Below are 13776 nucleotides of genomic sequence, written 5' to 3' on the forward strand. Positions count from 1 at the left end.
CCATGCCCGACCGACCTGAGATCGTGTGCATCTGCGGGTCTGTCCGGTTCGCGGCAGAGATGCTCACAGCGAACCGCCACCTGACGCTCGCAGGCGCCATCGTCGTCGCGCCAGGCATCTTCGCCCGCACAGAGGATCACGAGCCGAATGACAACCTCACGCGCGAACAGAAGGTCGCCCTGGGCGAACTCCACCTGCAGAAGATTGATCTAGCCGACCGAGTTCTGGTGGTGAACCCCGGCGGGTACATCGGCGAGTCCACGCGCCGGGAGATCGCCTACGCCCACAACACCGGAAAGCCGGTGTCGTTCACCGATCCCATCAGACCTGCCCACCTGACGTAAACACGTTGGGAGACAGCAGCTCTCGGGCATAAGTGGGAACCGGCAATATCGGATCTCTTGGTATGCCGCGTCCGTCGGACATGATCTGGCTAGCTCCGCACGCAGGCTCACGAGCAAGACCCTCGCCCCGAAGCCCCGCCAACCAGCTTCGCCGCAGGCCGAGACCACCCTCCGCCAGCTGACCGAATCGTGCATCCGTTGCAAGCTCCGTGTCATAGCGGCAGGTCAGCGAGCTCACCGATGCGCGGGTGACGAATGGCGGGCCGCGATGCGGTTGGCGCGGTCACGTAGATGAGCGCGAAGGGATTCGGGTGCCAGCACTTCGACGTCGTCGACCACCTGCCACAGTGCCCACTCGGCATGCTCGATGTCCTGGAAGGTGACCTCCAACCGGACCGTGCCGTCCATGGTGGGTTCGCCGACGCGGACAGCCAGCGCGGCACGTGCCAGATCGTGTTGCCGAGCGGGGATTGCCGTCACCACCGCGGTGACTTGATCGACTTCGGAGAGGTACTGCGCGCACCGATCGCGCCACAGACGCTCGAGATCGACTCGGTCGAGCCGCTCGGCTGGGAGAGGAAGCTCCTGCGCCGCCAGGATTCGGGACAGCCGGTAGGTGCGGTCGGCGCCGTCTCTGGTCGCCAGTAAGTAGGCCCGGTCTCGCGCGGTGACCAGGCCAATGGGGTGCACCGTCCTCCAGGATGGTGCTCGTCCAGAAGCTGCGTAGTGGATGCGGAGTTGATGTCCGGCGGTCACCGCACGACGGACCTCGATGAGTGCGGACGTGGACGCACTGCCCGCCTCGGGCACGCGTGTCACAAGGTCGGCCTCAGGTTCGATCAGCAGGCGCCGCGCCGCTGCACCTGCGCTGACCCGATGTCCGGCGGGGAGCACATCCACCACCTTGCGCACCGCCGTGGACAGCGCTGCGCCCAGTCCCAGCGCACCGTCGCCGCGGCCCTGCCCCGCGACGAGCAATGCCAGAGCTTCGTCCTGGTTCAGGCCGGCGAAGTCGGCTTCCCAACCGGGCAACAGTGCGAATCCTCCGTACCGACCGCGTTCGGCGTAGACAGGAACGCCGGCCAGGGACAACGCCTCGATGTCGCGCAGCACCGTTCGACGAGACACCTCCAGCTCCTGAGCGAGCGTCGCAGCCGTGACGACTCCACGTTGACGAAGCATCAGCACCAGCGAGATCAACCGTTCGGCACGCACACAGCGACGCTAGCCATATGTGACAGCGGGTGTCACCTTGCCCTGAGAGGTTCGTGCTTGTCAGCAGGTCTCTCGAAAGGAACCAAGATGGAACGCACTGCAATCAACCCGGTCACCTGGTCGTCGGAGATGGGGTTCAATCAGGGTGAACTCGTCGTCGAAGGCACTCGGACCCTGTACATCTCGGGGCAGACGGCCATGAGCAGCGACGGGAAGCCCCGGCATGAAGGCGACATGGGTGCGCAGCTGGCATTGGCTGTGGACAATGTCGAGGCGGTGCTCAACGACGCGGGTATGGCCCTGGCGAATCTGGTGCGGTTGAACGTGTTCACCACGTCTATCGATCAGCTCTTCCCGCACTACGGCGTTTTGGCGGGGCGGCTCGGAGCAGCCGGGGTTGCACCGGCCACGACCATGCTCGAAGTGACGCGGCTGGCCGTACCCGGCCAGATGGTCGAGCTTGAGGGAACGGCCGTCGCCTGACCTCGGCTGGCGGCTGTTTGTGCCGCTCACGCCGGACACCTCGGCGCGAGCGGCACGGCTGAGCACCCGTGCATTCCGCTGTCAGCAGCCTCGGGCCGATGGGGTGCGGGAGTTGTGTGGGGAGAGGCTCGCATCGGTCATCACCTGCAATAATGGGTCTTCAGGTTGACATAATCATTATTATCGGCGATAATGTGACGGTTGTTTCTGCCCTGTCAAGTGCGGGCCGCCACTTCCACACACCCCCGACGTTGACGATCTCGCTGGGGAGGACTGCGGCATCGTGAAGGCGCGCCGCGAGGTCACGTTTAGTCCCGGAGACCCGGAGGCCGTTCTCCCGGCAGGTTTGGCGGAGATCCGGCCCTCGCCAGCACATGAGATCGCTGACATGCAGGCTCGGCGGCCGCGACGAGGCGCACAGATCGCAACGACCATCAGATCCAACAGCGAGGTCTTCTGTGGTGATGAGACCCATCATCCGGCCGTGAGTGTCGTAGACCGGCAGTAACGATTCGATCATTGTTGTTGTCGCCTTACTGTGTTGACCGTGGTGACTGGATGACGTGGCGTTCAGCGCGCAGCTCGTGGTTTGACTTCCGTGATCCGCGCACCTGAACGGAGCCGGGCACGCACGGTGAGCTACGTACTCCTACGCCTGCTGCTCGGTGAGCACGACCTCGTGCTCACCTCTGGCGAGGCCGTCGAGTTCAATATCCACACCTCGATATCCACACCCCCATTCGTTCGCCAACGCGGCAGAGACACCCACACAACTTCTGATGCTGATGGGCACTCAGGGAACAATGCGCGCACGCGCACGCGCGCGCCCGACCCAAACGAGCCCCCGCACCTGAGAGCCGGCGAGCTCGCAAGCGCTAGGCCTGATGCTCTTGGATAGCCCGACTCACCGGGTCGTCAGGAGCCGATCTTGGGCCGGTCCCGCAATTGTCTGCGCGAAGAGATGTCAAGCTTGCTGAAGATGTTGCGCAGATGGGCGTCGACCGTACGAGGACTGATGAACAGCCGAGCTGCCACCTCGTTGGAAGTCGCGCCGGTGGCGACCAGTCGCGCGATGTTTAGCTCTTGCATGGTGAGCTCGTCCTGCGCAGGCCCGGAGCGACTACGAGCCCTCTCGCCCGTGGCACGTAACTCACCGGCGGCGCGCTCGGCGAACGCGTCGATCCCCGCCCCGGAGAACAGGTCGTGCGCAGCGCGGAGGTGCAGGCGGCAGTCCCGCCGACGACCCTCACGTCGTAACCACTCCCCGTAGAGCAGAAGCGCCCGACCCCGGTAGGGCAACAGGGGGCTGTCCTGCAAGAGCTCAACAGCCTGCCGGTAGTGCTCCTCGTCGCCAGTCACCAGCCCGCGCGCGTAGGCGGCAATACCCAGACCGGACCCGGTGCCGCCTGCGGAGGTCCGTTCGGTCAACGACTTCAACGCCACGGTCGCCGCCGCGTGGTCTCCGCAACGAACCGCGGCCTCGATCAGTTCAGGCAGTGCCAGTCCGGCAAGGAGAAGGTCCCCGTGGACACTGGCCTGCTGCGCAGCGGCCAGTGCGGCCGGGTAGTTGGCCAGGCCGTTGTGCAGCACGGCCGCCGCCCAGTGCACGTTGGCCATCAGCTGTCCCGAACCCGAAGCCGTCGCAGCTGCCGTGGCCTCGGCGAACAGCTCAAGCGCGTTCTCGCGGTTCCCGCGTATCGAGGCCAGGTGCAGGCGTGGATAGCTCAGCGGGATCGTCCCGGTCGCATCAGCGATCGCCTCTTCCTCGGCGACCGCAGCCATCGCCTCGGCGAGGTCGCCTGTGAGCACCGCCCTCGATGTCGCCTGGGCGAGACCCAGCCGCAGACCCATCGGGGAGCCTGACTCGCGACCGGTCTTGAGCAGCCACTCCACGATCTCCGCGTGCACAGGCTGGTCCCACAGCTCCCCGGCGATCATGACGGAGAGCGCGGGGCGCCGCACCCAGAGGGGTTCGTCGCCGCCGTCAAGAGCCTTGCGTAGCAGCGGAGCGGCCGCAAGGTGCCCCTGGGTGGACAGGACGGCCAGGGCGTCGAGCACGTCGGGTGTACCGGCTGCCGGCGCGGTGGACCGAGCCGCTTCCAGGACCCGGTCCATGACACCGTGTGCCCGGCCCACGACCATGCTCATCTCCAGCGCATCCAGCAGACACTCCCGCGACTTCTGCGGGTCGACCTCGGCCAGCCGCCGCGCAGCGCGCAGCATGAGGTCCGGGCCCTTTCCGTCGTTGTGTCGCAGGAATGCGATCCGGCCGCGCAGCTGATCGACCTGGGCGTAGCGAAGCGCGTCCAGGCCCGTGGTTTCGACCGTAGCGAGCAGGCTCGCCGCGGTATCGGTGGCGCCCGCCTCCAGATGGGCCTCCGCCGCCGCGATGGTCCGATCGATCCGACGTGCCGCATCCAGCGTCAGCTCGGCCGCGCGTTCGGCAAAGGCCGCCGCGGCGACCACGCCTCCGCGTGCCTGAGCCCGAGCGGCGGACCGTTCCAGGTCGGAGGCGACGTCGTCGTCGGGGCCGGTGCCGGCCTGTGCGCGGTGCCAGACCCGCCGGTCAGGATCCGCGATCGCGTCGGTGGCCTCAGCCAGCACCCGATGGGCGCTGCGACGCCGCTCCGCGTCCGCGACTCGGTAGACCGCAGACCGCGCGAGTGGGTGGCAGAAACGGATGCGGGTGCCGAACTCAACCAGCCCGGTGGCGGTCGCGGCAGCAGTGCTGGTTGGCACATCAATGTCGAGCAGGCGCGCGGCGGGCCAGAGCAGGCCAGGGTCCCCGGTCGGATCGGCGCTTGCGACGATCATGAGCATTTGCGCACCTTCGGGCAGCGTGTCCAGCCGTTCGACGAAACCGCGTTCGATCCGGGTCGGCACCGAGGAAAAGTCCAGCGGGGCGAAGCCGCCGGCGGTAGGCATTTCGAGCAACGCCAGCGGATGCCCGCGGGCCTCGGTCAGGATCCGGTCACGTACCTGTTCGTCGAGCGTTACATGGCTCTGCGACGCCAGGAGCGTCCGCGCCTCGGCATCGCTCAACCCATCGATCACCAGGCCCGGCAGCCGATCCAGCTCGTCCACTGGAGACGGTGTGCGGAATGCGAACATCATGGCGATCCGTTCGACGGTGATCCGCCGGGCGAGGAACGTCAACGCTTGCGTCGACGCGCTGTCCAGCCAGTGGGCATCGTCGATCACGCACAACAACGGCCGGTTCCGGGCGGCTCGCGCCAACAGCTCCAGGGTCGCCAAGCCGATGCGAAACACCTCCGGGGTGCCGGCGGCGAGCCCGAACGCGACCCGGAGCGCGTCGCGGTGCGGCGCAGGCAGGTCGTCGAGCTGGGAGAGCAGCGGGGCGCAGAGCTGGTGCAACGCGGCGAACGGCAGGTCGGCCTCGAACTCCGTTCCGCAGGCCGTGACGACGTCGTATCCGGTCGCCGCGCCGGTGGCTTGCTCGAGCAGTCGGCTCTTGCCGATGCCAGCAGGCCCGCGCAGGACGAGAACCGCTCCCCGTCCATTGCGAGCCGTGTCGAGCAACTCGTCGATCCGGGCGATCTCGACCCGCCTACCAATGACCGGGGTAGAAGACGTCGCCGGGTTCCGCACGTTCTGCATTCTAGTTCTGTTTCTACGTGGCCACTGGACCGGTAGGTGCCATCGGATCTAGGTGGTTTCCACCGACGCGACGACGCCACCGGGCACGCGATTGTTGTTGTGGCATCGCGGACAACCCCTGACACCGGAGACACCAGCCGAGGGAGACCGTGGCCCGCCCAGGGCCGTAGCCGCGAAGAAGGGATCGACATGTCAGTCTTCACCGCTTCCAAGAGCATCACCCCCCCTGCACGGTGGGCGGATTATACCGGCCGCACGCTGATGGCCGTCACCGGACTCTCGACCCTCATTCCATTTGCCAACGGGATCTCGCGGGTCGCCAACGCGCCCGAGGCGTACATGTTGACGGAGTTCTGGCGCACGACCGCCTACCTCGTCTTCGCTGGATTGTGGCTGCTGCTCGCGTGGGCTCCTCGCCGGCAACGTGGCATCTGGGAACTCCTGCTGATCCAGAAGTCGGCCGTCTCCGTGTTCGCTCTGGTGAACCTCGGTGCTACCGACTCGGTGCGGGACAGCATCAGCGACAGCAGCCTCGTGGTGGCAACGCTGGTTGCCTATGTGCTGTGCCGCGGCTGGCAGGCCTGGCGAGCCGATGACGCGGCGGCGCCGGCGATGCGCAGTCCGCAACTGCCTGCCTGATTGGCCGGACAGCTGCCACTACGGCGACCTGCCCACTCACGACCGCCCACTGCGCAGGTTCCACCAGAACGCAGCGGTGCGCAGAAACCTACGAAAGGCACAACCATGCAGCACATGAACAACAAGATCGCCGTCGTCACCGGTGGAGGTTCAGGGATTGGCCTGGCTATTGCGGAGGAGCTCGTCGAGCTTGGAGCCACGGTCGTCATCACAGGCCGTCGCCAGAGCACCCTCGACGACGCCACCAACAGGATCGGCCCTGCCTGTACGGGACAGGTCGCCGATGTCTCCAGCGAGCAGGATATGGCTGCCGTCTACGCAGACGTGGTTGCCAAGCACGGGCGCCTCGACATCGTGATCGCCAACGCAGGTGCGGGGTACCACTCGGTGCTGGGTGCGATCACCGAGAAGGAGTTCGACGCCACGTTCAACATCAACGCCAAGGGCGTCCTGTTCACCGTCCAGACTGCACTCCCCCACATGTCGGCCGGCGGATCGGTCGTGATCGTTGGTTCGACCGCCTCGATCAATCCCCCTCGCGGAATGAGCATGTACGGACGCGCCAAGGCAGCGGTCCGCGACTTCATCCGGTCCTGGATCCAGGACATCAAGGGCACCGGCATCCGCATCAACGTGCTCAGTCCCGGCGCCGTTGACACCGAATCTTTGCGCAACGCCCTCGCCCGCGCACAGGGCGCAGACCAGGTCCAGGTCGGGATCGAACGCATGGGCGCCGGAAGCCCCATCGGACGCATAGCCCAGACCAGCGAGATCGCCAAGGCAGTCGCGTTTCTTGCGTCCGACGACGCCAGCTTCATCCACGGGGTTGAACTGTTCGCCGATGGCGGACTGGCCCAGGTCTGAGAGAAGGAGAACCTCATGAATGACATCAACAACAAGGTCGTGGTCATCACCGGAGCCAGCAGCGGTATGGGAGAGGCAACAGCTCTGCACCTCGCCGAGCGCGGCGCCAAGATCGTTCTCGGAGCCCGACGGGCAGATCGACTCGAGGCCCTGGCAACGCGCATCGTGGGGGCGGGCGGCGAGGCAGTCTGGCTGCCCACCGACGTCAGCCGACGCGCCGACATGGAGGCCCTCATCGCGTTGGCCACCACGACATACGGGCGCCTGGACGTCCTGGTCAACAACGCCGGGATCATGCCGATTTCCGCTATCGACGACCTCAGGGTCGACGACTGGGAAGCCATGATCGACGTCAACATCAAAGGCGTCCTTTACGGCATCGCCGCCTCACTCCCGGTGTTCCGCGCCCAGAACGCCGGTCACGTCATCAACGTTGGGTCCACCGCGACTCTCAGGATTGTCCCGACCATGTCGGTCTACTCCGGCACCAAGATGGCCGTCCGCGCCATCAGCGAGGGACTGCGCCAAGAAGCCGGCGCGGACCTTCGGGTCACGCTCATCACCCCTGGCATGACCTCGACCGAAGGTATGGGCGTCATCCCCGATCCCGAGGTGCGTGTAGGGCTGCAGGCGACCATCGACAAGATCGCCATGCCCGCATCGGCCATCGCCTCCGCCATCGCGTACGCGATCGGACAGCCATCCGGGGTCGACATCGGCGAAGTGGTGGTGCGACCTACCGCGCAGGCGTAGGCACCCGCTCGCTGCACGACCGTAATTTGGCCGTGCAGCGAGACTGCGATGTCGGCTGTCGAGCTGCCAGGTGACCCCAGGTCAGCTGACAGTGCTTCGGCCTTCAGAATGTGGCGCATGAGGCCTCGATGACTGGTTCGACCGCGAGATGGATTGACAGCTTCGCCAAGCTCGCGGGTTCACCGCGCGGTGCTGCGCCGGTACCGCCGTCGGGTGCGCGACGCGGCCGCTGCTCGTTCGTCGACGCTGTTGATGGTCGGCCTCTGGTGAGACGTGATGTCATCGCCGAAGGCCGGTACCGCGGTCGATACGACCGCATCGCTAGACTGGGAATTCGTTCCGATTGTGGCGCGCACGAAGACTGTTCACCGGGCGCTCAGCCCGGTGTCCTTTGACTCCCAGCCGTTCACCGTCGAAGACGACCAGTAGTCGAGAAGGTCGGGGGACCTCATGACCGAGTACGACGACGAGATCGAGCGGGGCCGGTCGCTGGCCGGTGAAGCTGCCGCGGCGAGCGCAGCGCTGAACCGGGAGGCCACCCGGATCGGGGCGGTCGGGGGTCAGCCGGTCCCACCGGACACCGGGACGGCCGCGGGTGACGCGGCGTACCGGACGGCCTGGCGGCGAGAAGTGTTCGCCTCGCAGATGTTCTGGACGTGGGTGAAGCAACAGTCCCGGTTCGTCACTGATCAGGATCTCGGGGTGCTGCTGCGGGTCCTCGCCGGCCAGGACCCCGCCACCGACGACGACCGGGACTCGTGATGGTTCGGCAACCGACCAGGGTGCGGGTGATCCGGAGATCCTCAACCACCTTCGGCAGCGTGCTGGGCGGCCTGCTGTTGCTGACCGGCGCGATCCTCATCCCGATCAGCATGGCCAACGACCCGACCCCGGAGAAACAGGACGCGGCCGAGGCAGCCGTCGGTATCGAGGTGACCGTCACCCGGGTGATCGACGGGGACACCATCGAAGTCCGACGCGACGACGGGGTGATCGGTCGGGTCCGGCTGATCGGTATCAACTCGCCCGAGCTGGCCCACGACGGGAAGCCGGCGCAGTGCGGCGCTGAGATGGCCAGGGATCTCCTGCGGCCACTGAACGGTCAGACCATCCGGATCGCCCACGACGCCAGCCAGGCGGACACCGACAAGTACGACCGCACCCTGGCTTACGCCCGGCACGGCGGCCTGGACGTGGGCGCCGAGCAGATCGGCGCAGGCGCCGCCCGCGAGTACACCTACGGCGCGAGCTTCTACGAGCAGCGCAGCGAGTACGTCCGGCTCCAGAACTACGCCCGCCACCAGAACCTGGGCCTGTGGGGAGAGTGCTGAGATGCGTCAATGCGCGCAGACCGCTATCGAGGTCAGGCGACGCGTTGTACAACAGTGCCCGTGCCTGCGCCGACACCGCATCGAGCAGTGGCAGTAACCGCAACGACAGCAGCGATGTTCCCCCTGGCAGAGGAGACCCGCCCATGACCAGCGACCACAGCACCGCGGAACCGTTCGTCCGCGGCAACGATCGACTCAACCGCATGCTTGCGGATCCGGAGACCGCCCGGCGGGTGGCCGTGATCCGCGCCGGCATGGACGCCGTAGACGCCGAGTCCCGCAAGAAGATGGCGCTGACGCGGCCCCTGCCGGCCGGAGCAGCGAAACCTCCCGCCGGCGCAGTGCGTCAGGAAAACGACGACGAATCCGGCTACGATGCGATCTGGGCCGTCCCGACATTCCCCAAGCCCTTCTCCCGGGACGACGGCATGGTCGTCATCGGGGCCGCCGTCCATCTCAACTCAGGGTGGGATTTCTTCGACGCAGAAGAACCGGCGTACGTCTACGGGCGCGCCGGCAGGATGGGTGCATCCTCCGGTGTGATGATCCGCAAGGCGGCCGTGCGCGGCCAGGTCCTAGAGGGCACTGGTGACCAGTTTCGGCAGCTCTACCTTGGGGACCACATCAAGCGATCGCCCGAGAACGATGCGTATTACATCCAGCGGTTCGCCGCCGGACTCCAAGAGCATTCCCCGTTCTCGTCGCACTGGTGGCCAGCCAGGCGGCCGCCGGCTGCACGCACCTGGTGACTGCACAACCGAGGGCGAGAGTGGTTGTCCTGCAAAGTATTCAAGACTAGTTGACATAATATTTATTATCGGCGCTTGCTTGCGGCGGACGGGAGGGGCTCGAAGGCGCGGAGACAGAAGGTATTTCTCAAACCTCACTGCGCCGACGCAAGTCGGACAGAGCGTGCACCCGGCGTCGGATAGGTTCGTAGTGATTTGAGATGGCCTGCAGCAGTTGCTCCAGATCTCCGGCGGCCGCAGCATCAACGATCTGTGCGTGCGCCCGCGCAGTGGTCTGGAGATCGTCATCAACCGGGCCGAGAACCGGGGCGACGATGGCAAAAACGTCCCAAAAAGCCCCTGTCAGTTGCCCAATGAGATCGTTGCCGAGAGGTTCCATCAGAAGTAGATGAAATTGCCGGTCTTCTTCTAGGAATTCTTCTCCGGCAGAGGCTTTCGTTGCCATCGCATTGGCGATTGTGCGTAGCTCGTCACTCAGGGTGCCGCTGGCCGCCGCCCGGATGATGCCATCGGCCAGGCCCTGTTCCAGCATCTGACGCACCTCGACGAGATCAAGCAGCACCCTCTGGTCATCGGCGCTACTGAGCAGACTTCGAAATGCCAACGACTCCACGAGAGCACTGAAGGACATGCTGCCGACATAGGTACCGAAGCCGTGACGCACCTCGACGATGTCCAACGCCGAGAGCGTCTTGATCGCCTCGCGCAAGCTTCCCCGACTGACGTCGAGCTCAGCGCAAAGCTCCAGCTCGTTGGGCATGGAGTCCCCCGGGCGTAGCTGGTTGCGAACGATGTAGGCCTTGATGAGCTCGACGACGCTGTCCTTGCGGGGATGCCGCGGACCGCGCTGAGCGGGAGAGACTCTTGACGCCAGTTGGGTCATCGCTATTGCCCTTCGTGGATCTGCTGTGGCACATTCAACCCTAGACCACAGACGTTGGATGTCATACGTCTGATGCCATCTACTTTCGCCAGCTGGTCGTTGGACTGTCTGGCTGGGCCGGCTTCCGGGAGATCACCTGCATGCATAGCCGCACGCTTCATCGCCTGGACGGTACGGCGCCCTTGCGCGTGACGTACGCATTGGGACGAAGCCCACCTGAGGCGAGTCGGCCAACACAGTTCGGTCGAAGAGCCACCCTCCGATGGGGCTGCTCGACCCACATCTTGCACACCATCCGCCCGTGTCCGGCCCATCGTCGTCCTGGGAACACCAGCGGATTGGTGAATTCGGCCTGCCCAATTCAACTCCTCCGAAGGATCATCCATGCTCCTGCGCCGCCTGATCTCCGCCGCGACCGCGTTCGTAGTAGTCGCCGCGGTCCCCGTCGCTCTTCCGCTGGTTGCGGGCGCGGCTCCACCCGCGCCCCTGCTGGACTACTCGTCCAGCACCACTTTCAACGGCACCTCCGAGTTCGTGGATCACACCGCCGATCTCAACAGTGTCAGGTCGCTCACTACCGGTTCCGTGGTGGCCAGGTTCAAGACCAGCAGCACTGCGGCAGCCAAGACGATCCTCAGTGCCTCGGACGTCGCTGATCCCTCCAGTAACATCACGCTGTCCGTGAACGCTGGAGCACTGCACTTCGAGGTGCGCGAGAATGTCGGTGCCGCAACGACTTTCGCGACCAACTTGACGGCGCCGGGGACGTACAACGACAACCAGTTCCACACCGTGGCCGTCACGGTCGGAACCGGTGGAACCCGCATCTATGTCGACGGGTACCAGGTCTACGCCGGTACTTCGACCGCCTTCTTCTCGTCCGTCACGGGCCTGGACGGGCTGTGGGTCGGCAAAAACGCCGACGACACCGGTAACCAGTGGTTTTACAGTGGCACGATCGCCTCGGTGAGGGTCTACTCGACCGCGTTGAGCGCGGCTGATGTCCTCACTCTGAGTCCGAGCCAGACAACTCTACTGAGCTACGCGGTGAACCAGAGCTTCAACGGCTCGTCGACGTTCCTGGACAAGACGAGCGATCTGGCCTCGGTGAGCGGGCTGTCGTCCGGCACCATCGCAGCCCAGTTCTCCACCACCAGCACGGCGGTGACCAAGACCCTGCTGAGCGCCTCCAACACCACGAACCCGTCCAGCAACATCACCCTGTCGGTCAACAACGGCAACCTCTACTACGAGGCACGCAGCAACGGGACCTACAGCGCGAAGGTCGAAGTCCCCGGCTCCTACAACGACGGCGCCGTTCACACCGTGGCGATCGCCATGACCTCCACAGGCGGCCACCTGTACGCAGACGGCTACCGGGTCGGCTGGGTCTCCACAGCGGGCTTCTTCTCCTCTATCAGCGGTCTCAACGGCATGTGGATCGGTCGGAATGTCGACAGCGGTGGGGGGCAGTGGTACTTCAACGGCACCATCAACTGGGTGCGCGTCTACTCCTCGACACTGAACGACAGCGAGGTCAAGAACATCTCCGGGGCGAGCGCTTTGAATTATCAGTCCGTCTTCGACGACGGGTACGCCTCGTCCAAGAACTACCGCATCCCCGCCTTGCTCCGCACCCAGGCCGGCACCATCCTCGCCGCCGCCGATCAGCGGGTCCCCTCTGCCGCCGACAGCCCCAACGACATCAACACTATTCTTCGCCGTAGCACCGACAGCGGAGCCACCTGGGGATCACCGCAGGTACTGCTCAACTACCCAGGAACCGGCGCCGCCGGCGCGTCCACCATCGACTCGGCGATGGTCCAGGACTCTGGAACGGGTCGGATCTTCCTGCTCGTCGATCACACCCCCGGCGGCATCGGCCAGGTGAACGCCCAGGCCGGTACCGGGTACGACGCGAACGGCTATCAGGTCCTGACCGACACCGGCGGCGCCGCATACAGCCTGCGTCCCAACGGCACCGTGTACACCAGTGGCGGAACACTGACCGGCTATACGGTCGACTCCGCCGGAAACGTGACCCTGGCAGGGGCGGCGAGAGGCAACATCTACCTCAAGAACGGCGCCGACCCGAACCAGTCGCTGCTGGAGGCACGCACGTTCTTCCTCAAACTCATCTACAGCGACGATGACGGTGTGACGTGGTCGAACCCGGTCGACCTGAACACGCAGGTCAAGGAGTCATGGATGACCTTCATCGGGACCTCTCCAGGCAATGGCATCGAACTTCAGCACGGCGCGCACGCCGGCCGGCTGGTCTTCCCGATCTACTACACCAACGGTAACGGCGTGCTGTCGTCCTCGACTATCTACAGCGACGACAACGGCGCCACCTGGGACCGTGGCGCCTCACCCAATGACGGCCGCACGTATGGCGGTGCAACGATCCAGTCGCAGACTGCCACCGCGTCCGGTGCGAGCCTGCACGAGGCTGCCATAGCCGAGAAGTCCGACGGCACCATCCGGATGTTCATGCGCAACAGCAGCGGAACCGGCAAGGTGGCCATCGCCACCAGTGCAAACGGCGGTGCGAGCTGGTCTCAGGTGACGTTCGACGCGGCCTTGCCAGACATCTTCTGCCAGCCAGCTGCTCTGAGTTACCCGGACCTGGGCGACGGGAAAGACCGGATGCTGTTCGCCAACTCCACCAGGTCAGGCCGCAACGACGGCGTCGTCCGGCTGAGCGAGGACGGCGGCGCCACCTGGAAGTACTCCCGCACGCTCAAAGCGAACGGATACGCCTACAGCAGCATGATCACACTGCCCGGCGGCGACATCGGCGTGTTCTGGGAAGAGCCCTACACCGGCATCAACTTCAGCAGAGTGCCGCTGAGCTGGCTCACCGCATCCAAGTCCTAAGCCTTCCGCAAACCCAC

12 protein-coding genes are annotated in these 13776 nt (G+C 65.4%); 9 read left to right on the forward strand and 3 right to left on the reverse strand.

Translation table 11 applies throughout. The annotated features are described in order from the left end of the window. Positions 1–2 precede the first annotated feature (2 nt). A complete protein-coding gene (locus ABLG96_RS20585) occupies positions 3–344 on the forward strand; it encodes a hypothetical protein (RefSeq protein WP_353649170.1) in 342 nt (113 codons plus the stop codon). A 234-nt stretch (positions 345–578) separates the two neighbouring features. Here ABLG96_RS20585 and ABLG96_RS20590 read toward each other — a convergent pair whose 3' ends face one another. Beyond that, a complete protein-coding gene (locus tag ABLG96_RS20590; protein WP_353649171.1) occupies positions 579–1559 on the reverse strand; it encodes a YafY family protein in 981 nt (326 codons plus the stop codon). Positions 1560–1646: 87 nt separating this feature from the next. Here ABLG96_RS20590 and ABLG96_RS20595 point away from each other — a divergent pair, with 87 nt between their 5' ends. Continuing rightward, positions 1647–2042, forward strand: a complete 396-nt coding sequence (locus ABLG96_RS20595; protein ID WP_353649172.1) for a RidA family protein — start codon at positions 1647–1649, stop codon at positions 2040–2042. Between the two features lie 915 nt (positions 2043–2957). Here the strand turns inward: ABLG96_RS20595 and ABLG96_RS20600 are convergent. Beyond that, positions 2958–5651: a LuxR family transcriptional regulator gene (locus tag ABLG96_RS20600; protein ID WP_353649173.1), complete on the reverse strand. Its 2694-nt coding sequence runs from the start codon at positions 5649–5651 to the stop codon at positions 2958–2960. A gap of 198 nt (positions 5652–5849) precedes the next feature. Between ABLG96_RS20600 and ABLG96_RS20605 the strand changes: the two genes are divergently transcribed. The 6 genes from ABLG96_RS20605 to ABLG96_RS20630 all read left to right on the forward strand — a co-directional run bounded on the left by ABLG96_RS20605 (position 5850) and on the right by ABLG96_RS20630 (position 9996). Continuing rightward, the gene (locus ABLG96_RS20605; RefSeq protein ID WP_353649174.1) at positions 5850–6299 is read left to right on the forward strand and encodes a hypothetical protein; all 450 of its coding nucleotides are present in this window, start codon (positions 5850–5852) and stop codon (positions 6297–6299) included. After that, positions 6300–7163 carry an SDR family oxidoreductase gene (locus ABLG96_RS20610; protein ID WP_353649175.1) on the forward strand — a complete coding sequence of 288 codons (864 nt, stop codon included), beginning with the start codon at positions 6300–6302 and terminating at the stop codon, positions 7161–7163. A 15-nt stretch (positions 7164–7178) separates the two neighbouring features. Then, positions 7179–7916 (forward strand): SDR family oxidoreductase, encoded by a 738-nt coding sequence (locus ABLG96_RS20615; RefSeq protein ID WP_353649176.1) that lies wholly within the window; start codon positions 7179–7181, stop codon positions 7914–7916. Positions 7917–8366: 450 nt separating this feature from the next. Continuing rightward, the gene (locus ABLG96_RS20620; RefSeq protein WP_353649177.1) at positions 8367–8678 is read left to right on the forward strand and encodes a hypothetical protein; all 312 of its coding nucleotides are present in this window, start codon (positions 8367–8369) and stop codon (positions 8676–8678) included. After that, on the forward strand, positions 8678–9247 hold the full coding sequence (locus ABLG96_RS20625) for a thermonuclease family protein (protein WP_353649178.1): 570 nt from the start codon (positions 8678–8680) through the stop codon (positions 9245–9247). Before ABLG96_RS20620 ends, ABLG96_RS20625 begins: the two co-directional genes overlap by 1 nt. Positions 9248–9390: 143 nt before the next feature. Beyond that, positions 9391–9996, forward strand: coding sequence for a hypothetical protein (locus ABLG96_RS20630; protein ID WP_353649179.1), 606 nt, complete (start codon positions 9391–9393; stop codon positions 9994–9996). A gap of 127 nt (positions 9997–10123) precedes the next feature. Here ABLG96_RS20630 and ABLG96_RS20635 read toward each other — a convergent pair whose 3' ends face one another. Continuing rightward, complete coding sequence (locus ABLG96_RS20635) at positions 10124–10879, reverse strand: FadR/GntR family transcriptional regulator (RefSeq protein ID WP_353649180.1); 756 nt, start codon at positions 10877–10879, stop codon at positions 10124–10126. A 384-nt stretch (positions 10880–11263) separates the two neighbouring features. Between ABLG96_RS20635 and ABLG96_RS20640 the strand changes: the two genes are divergently transcribed. After that, complete coding sequence (locus ABLG96_RS20640) at positions 11264–13759, forward strand: sialidase family protein (protein ID WP_353649181.1); 2496 nt, start codon at positions 11264–11266, stop codon at positions 13757–13759. Positions 13760–13776: the final 17 nt, after the last annotated feature.

Origin of the sequence: Nakamurella sp. A5-74 (assembly GCF_040438885.1) — a bacterium.
Lineage (GTDB): Bacteria > Actinomycetota > Actinomycetes > Mycobacteriales > Nakamurellaceae > Nakamurella.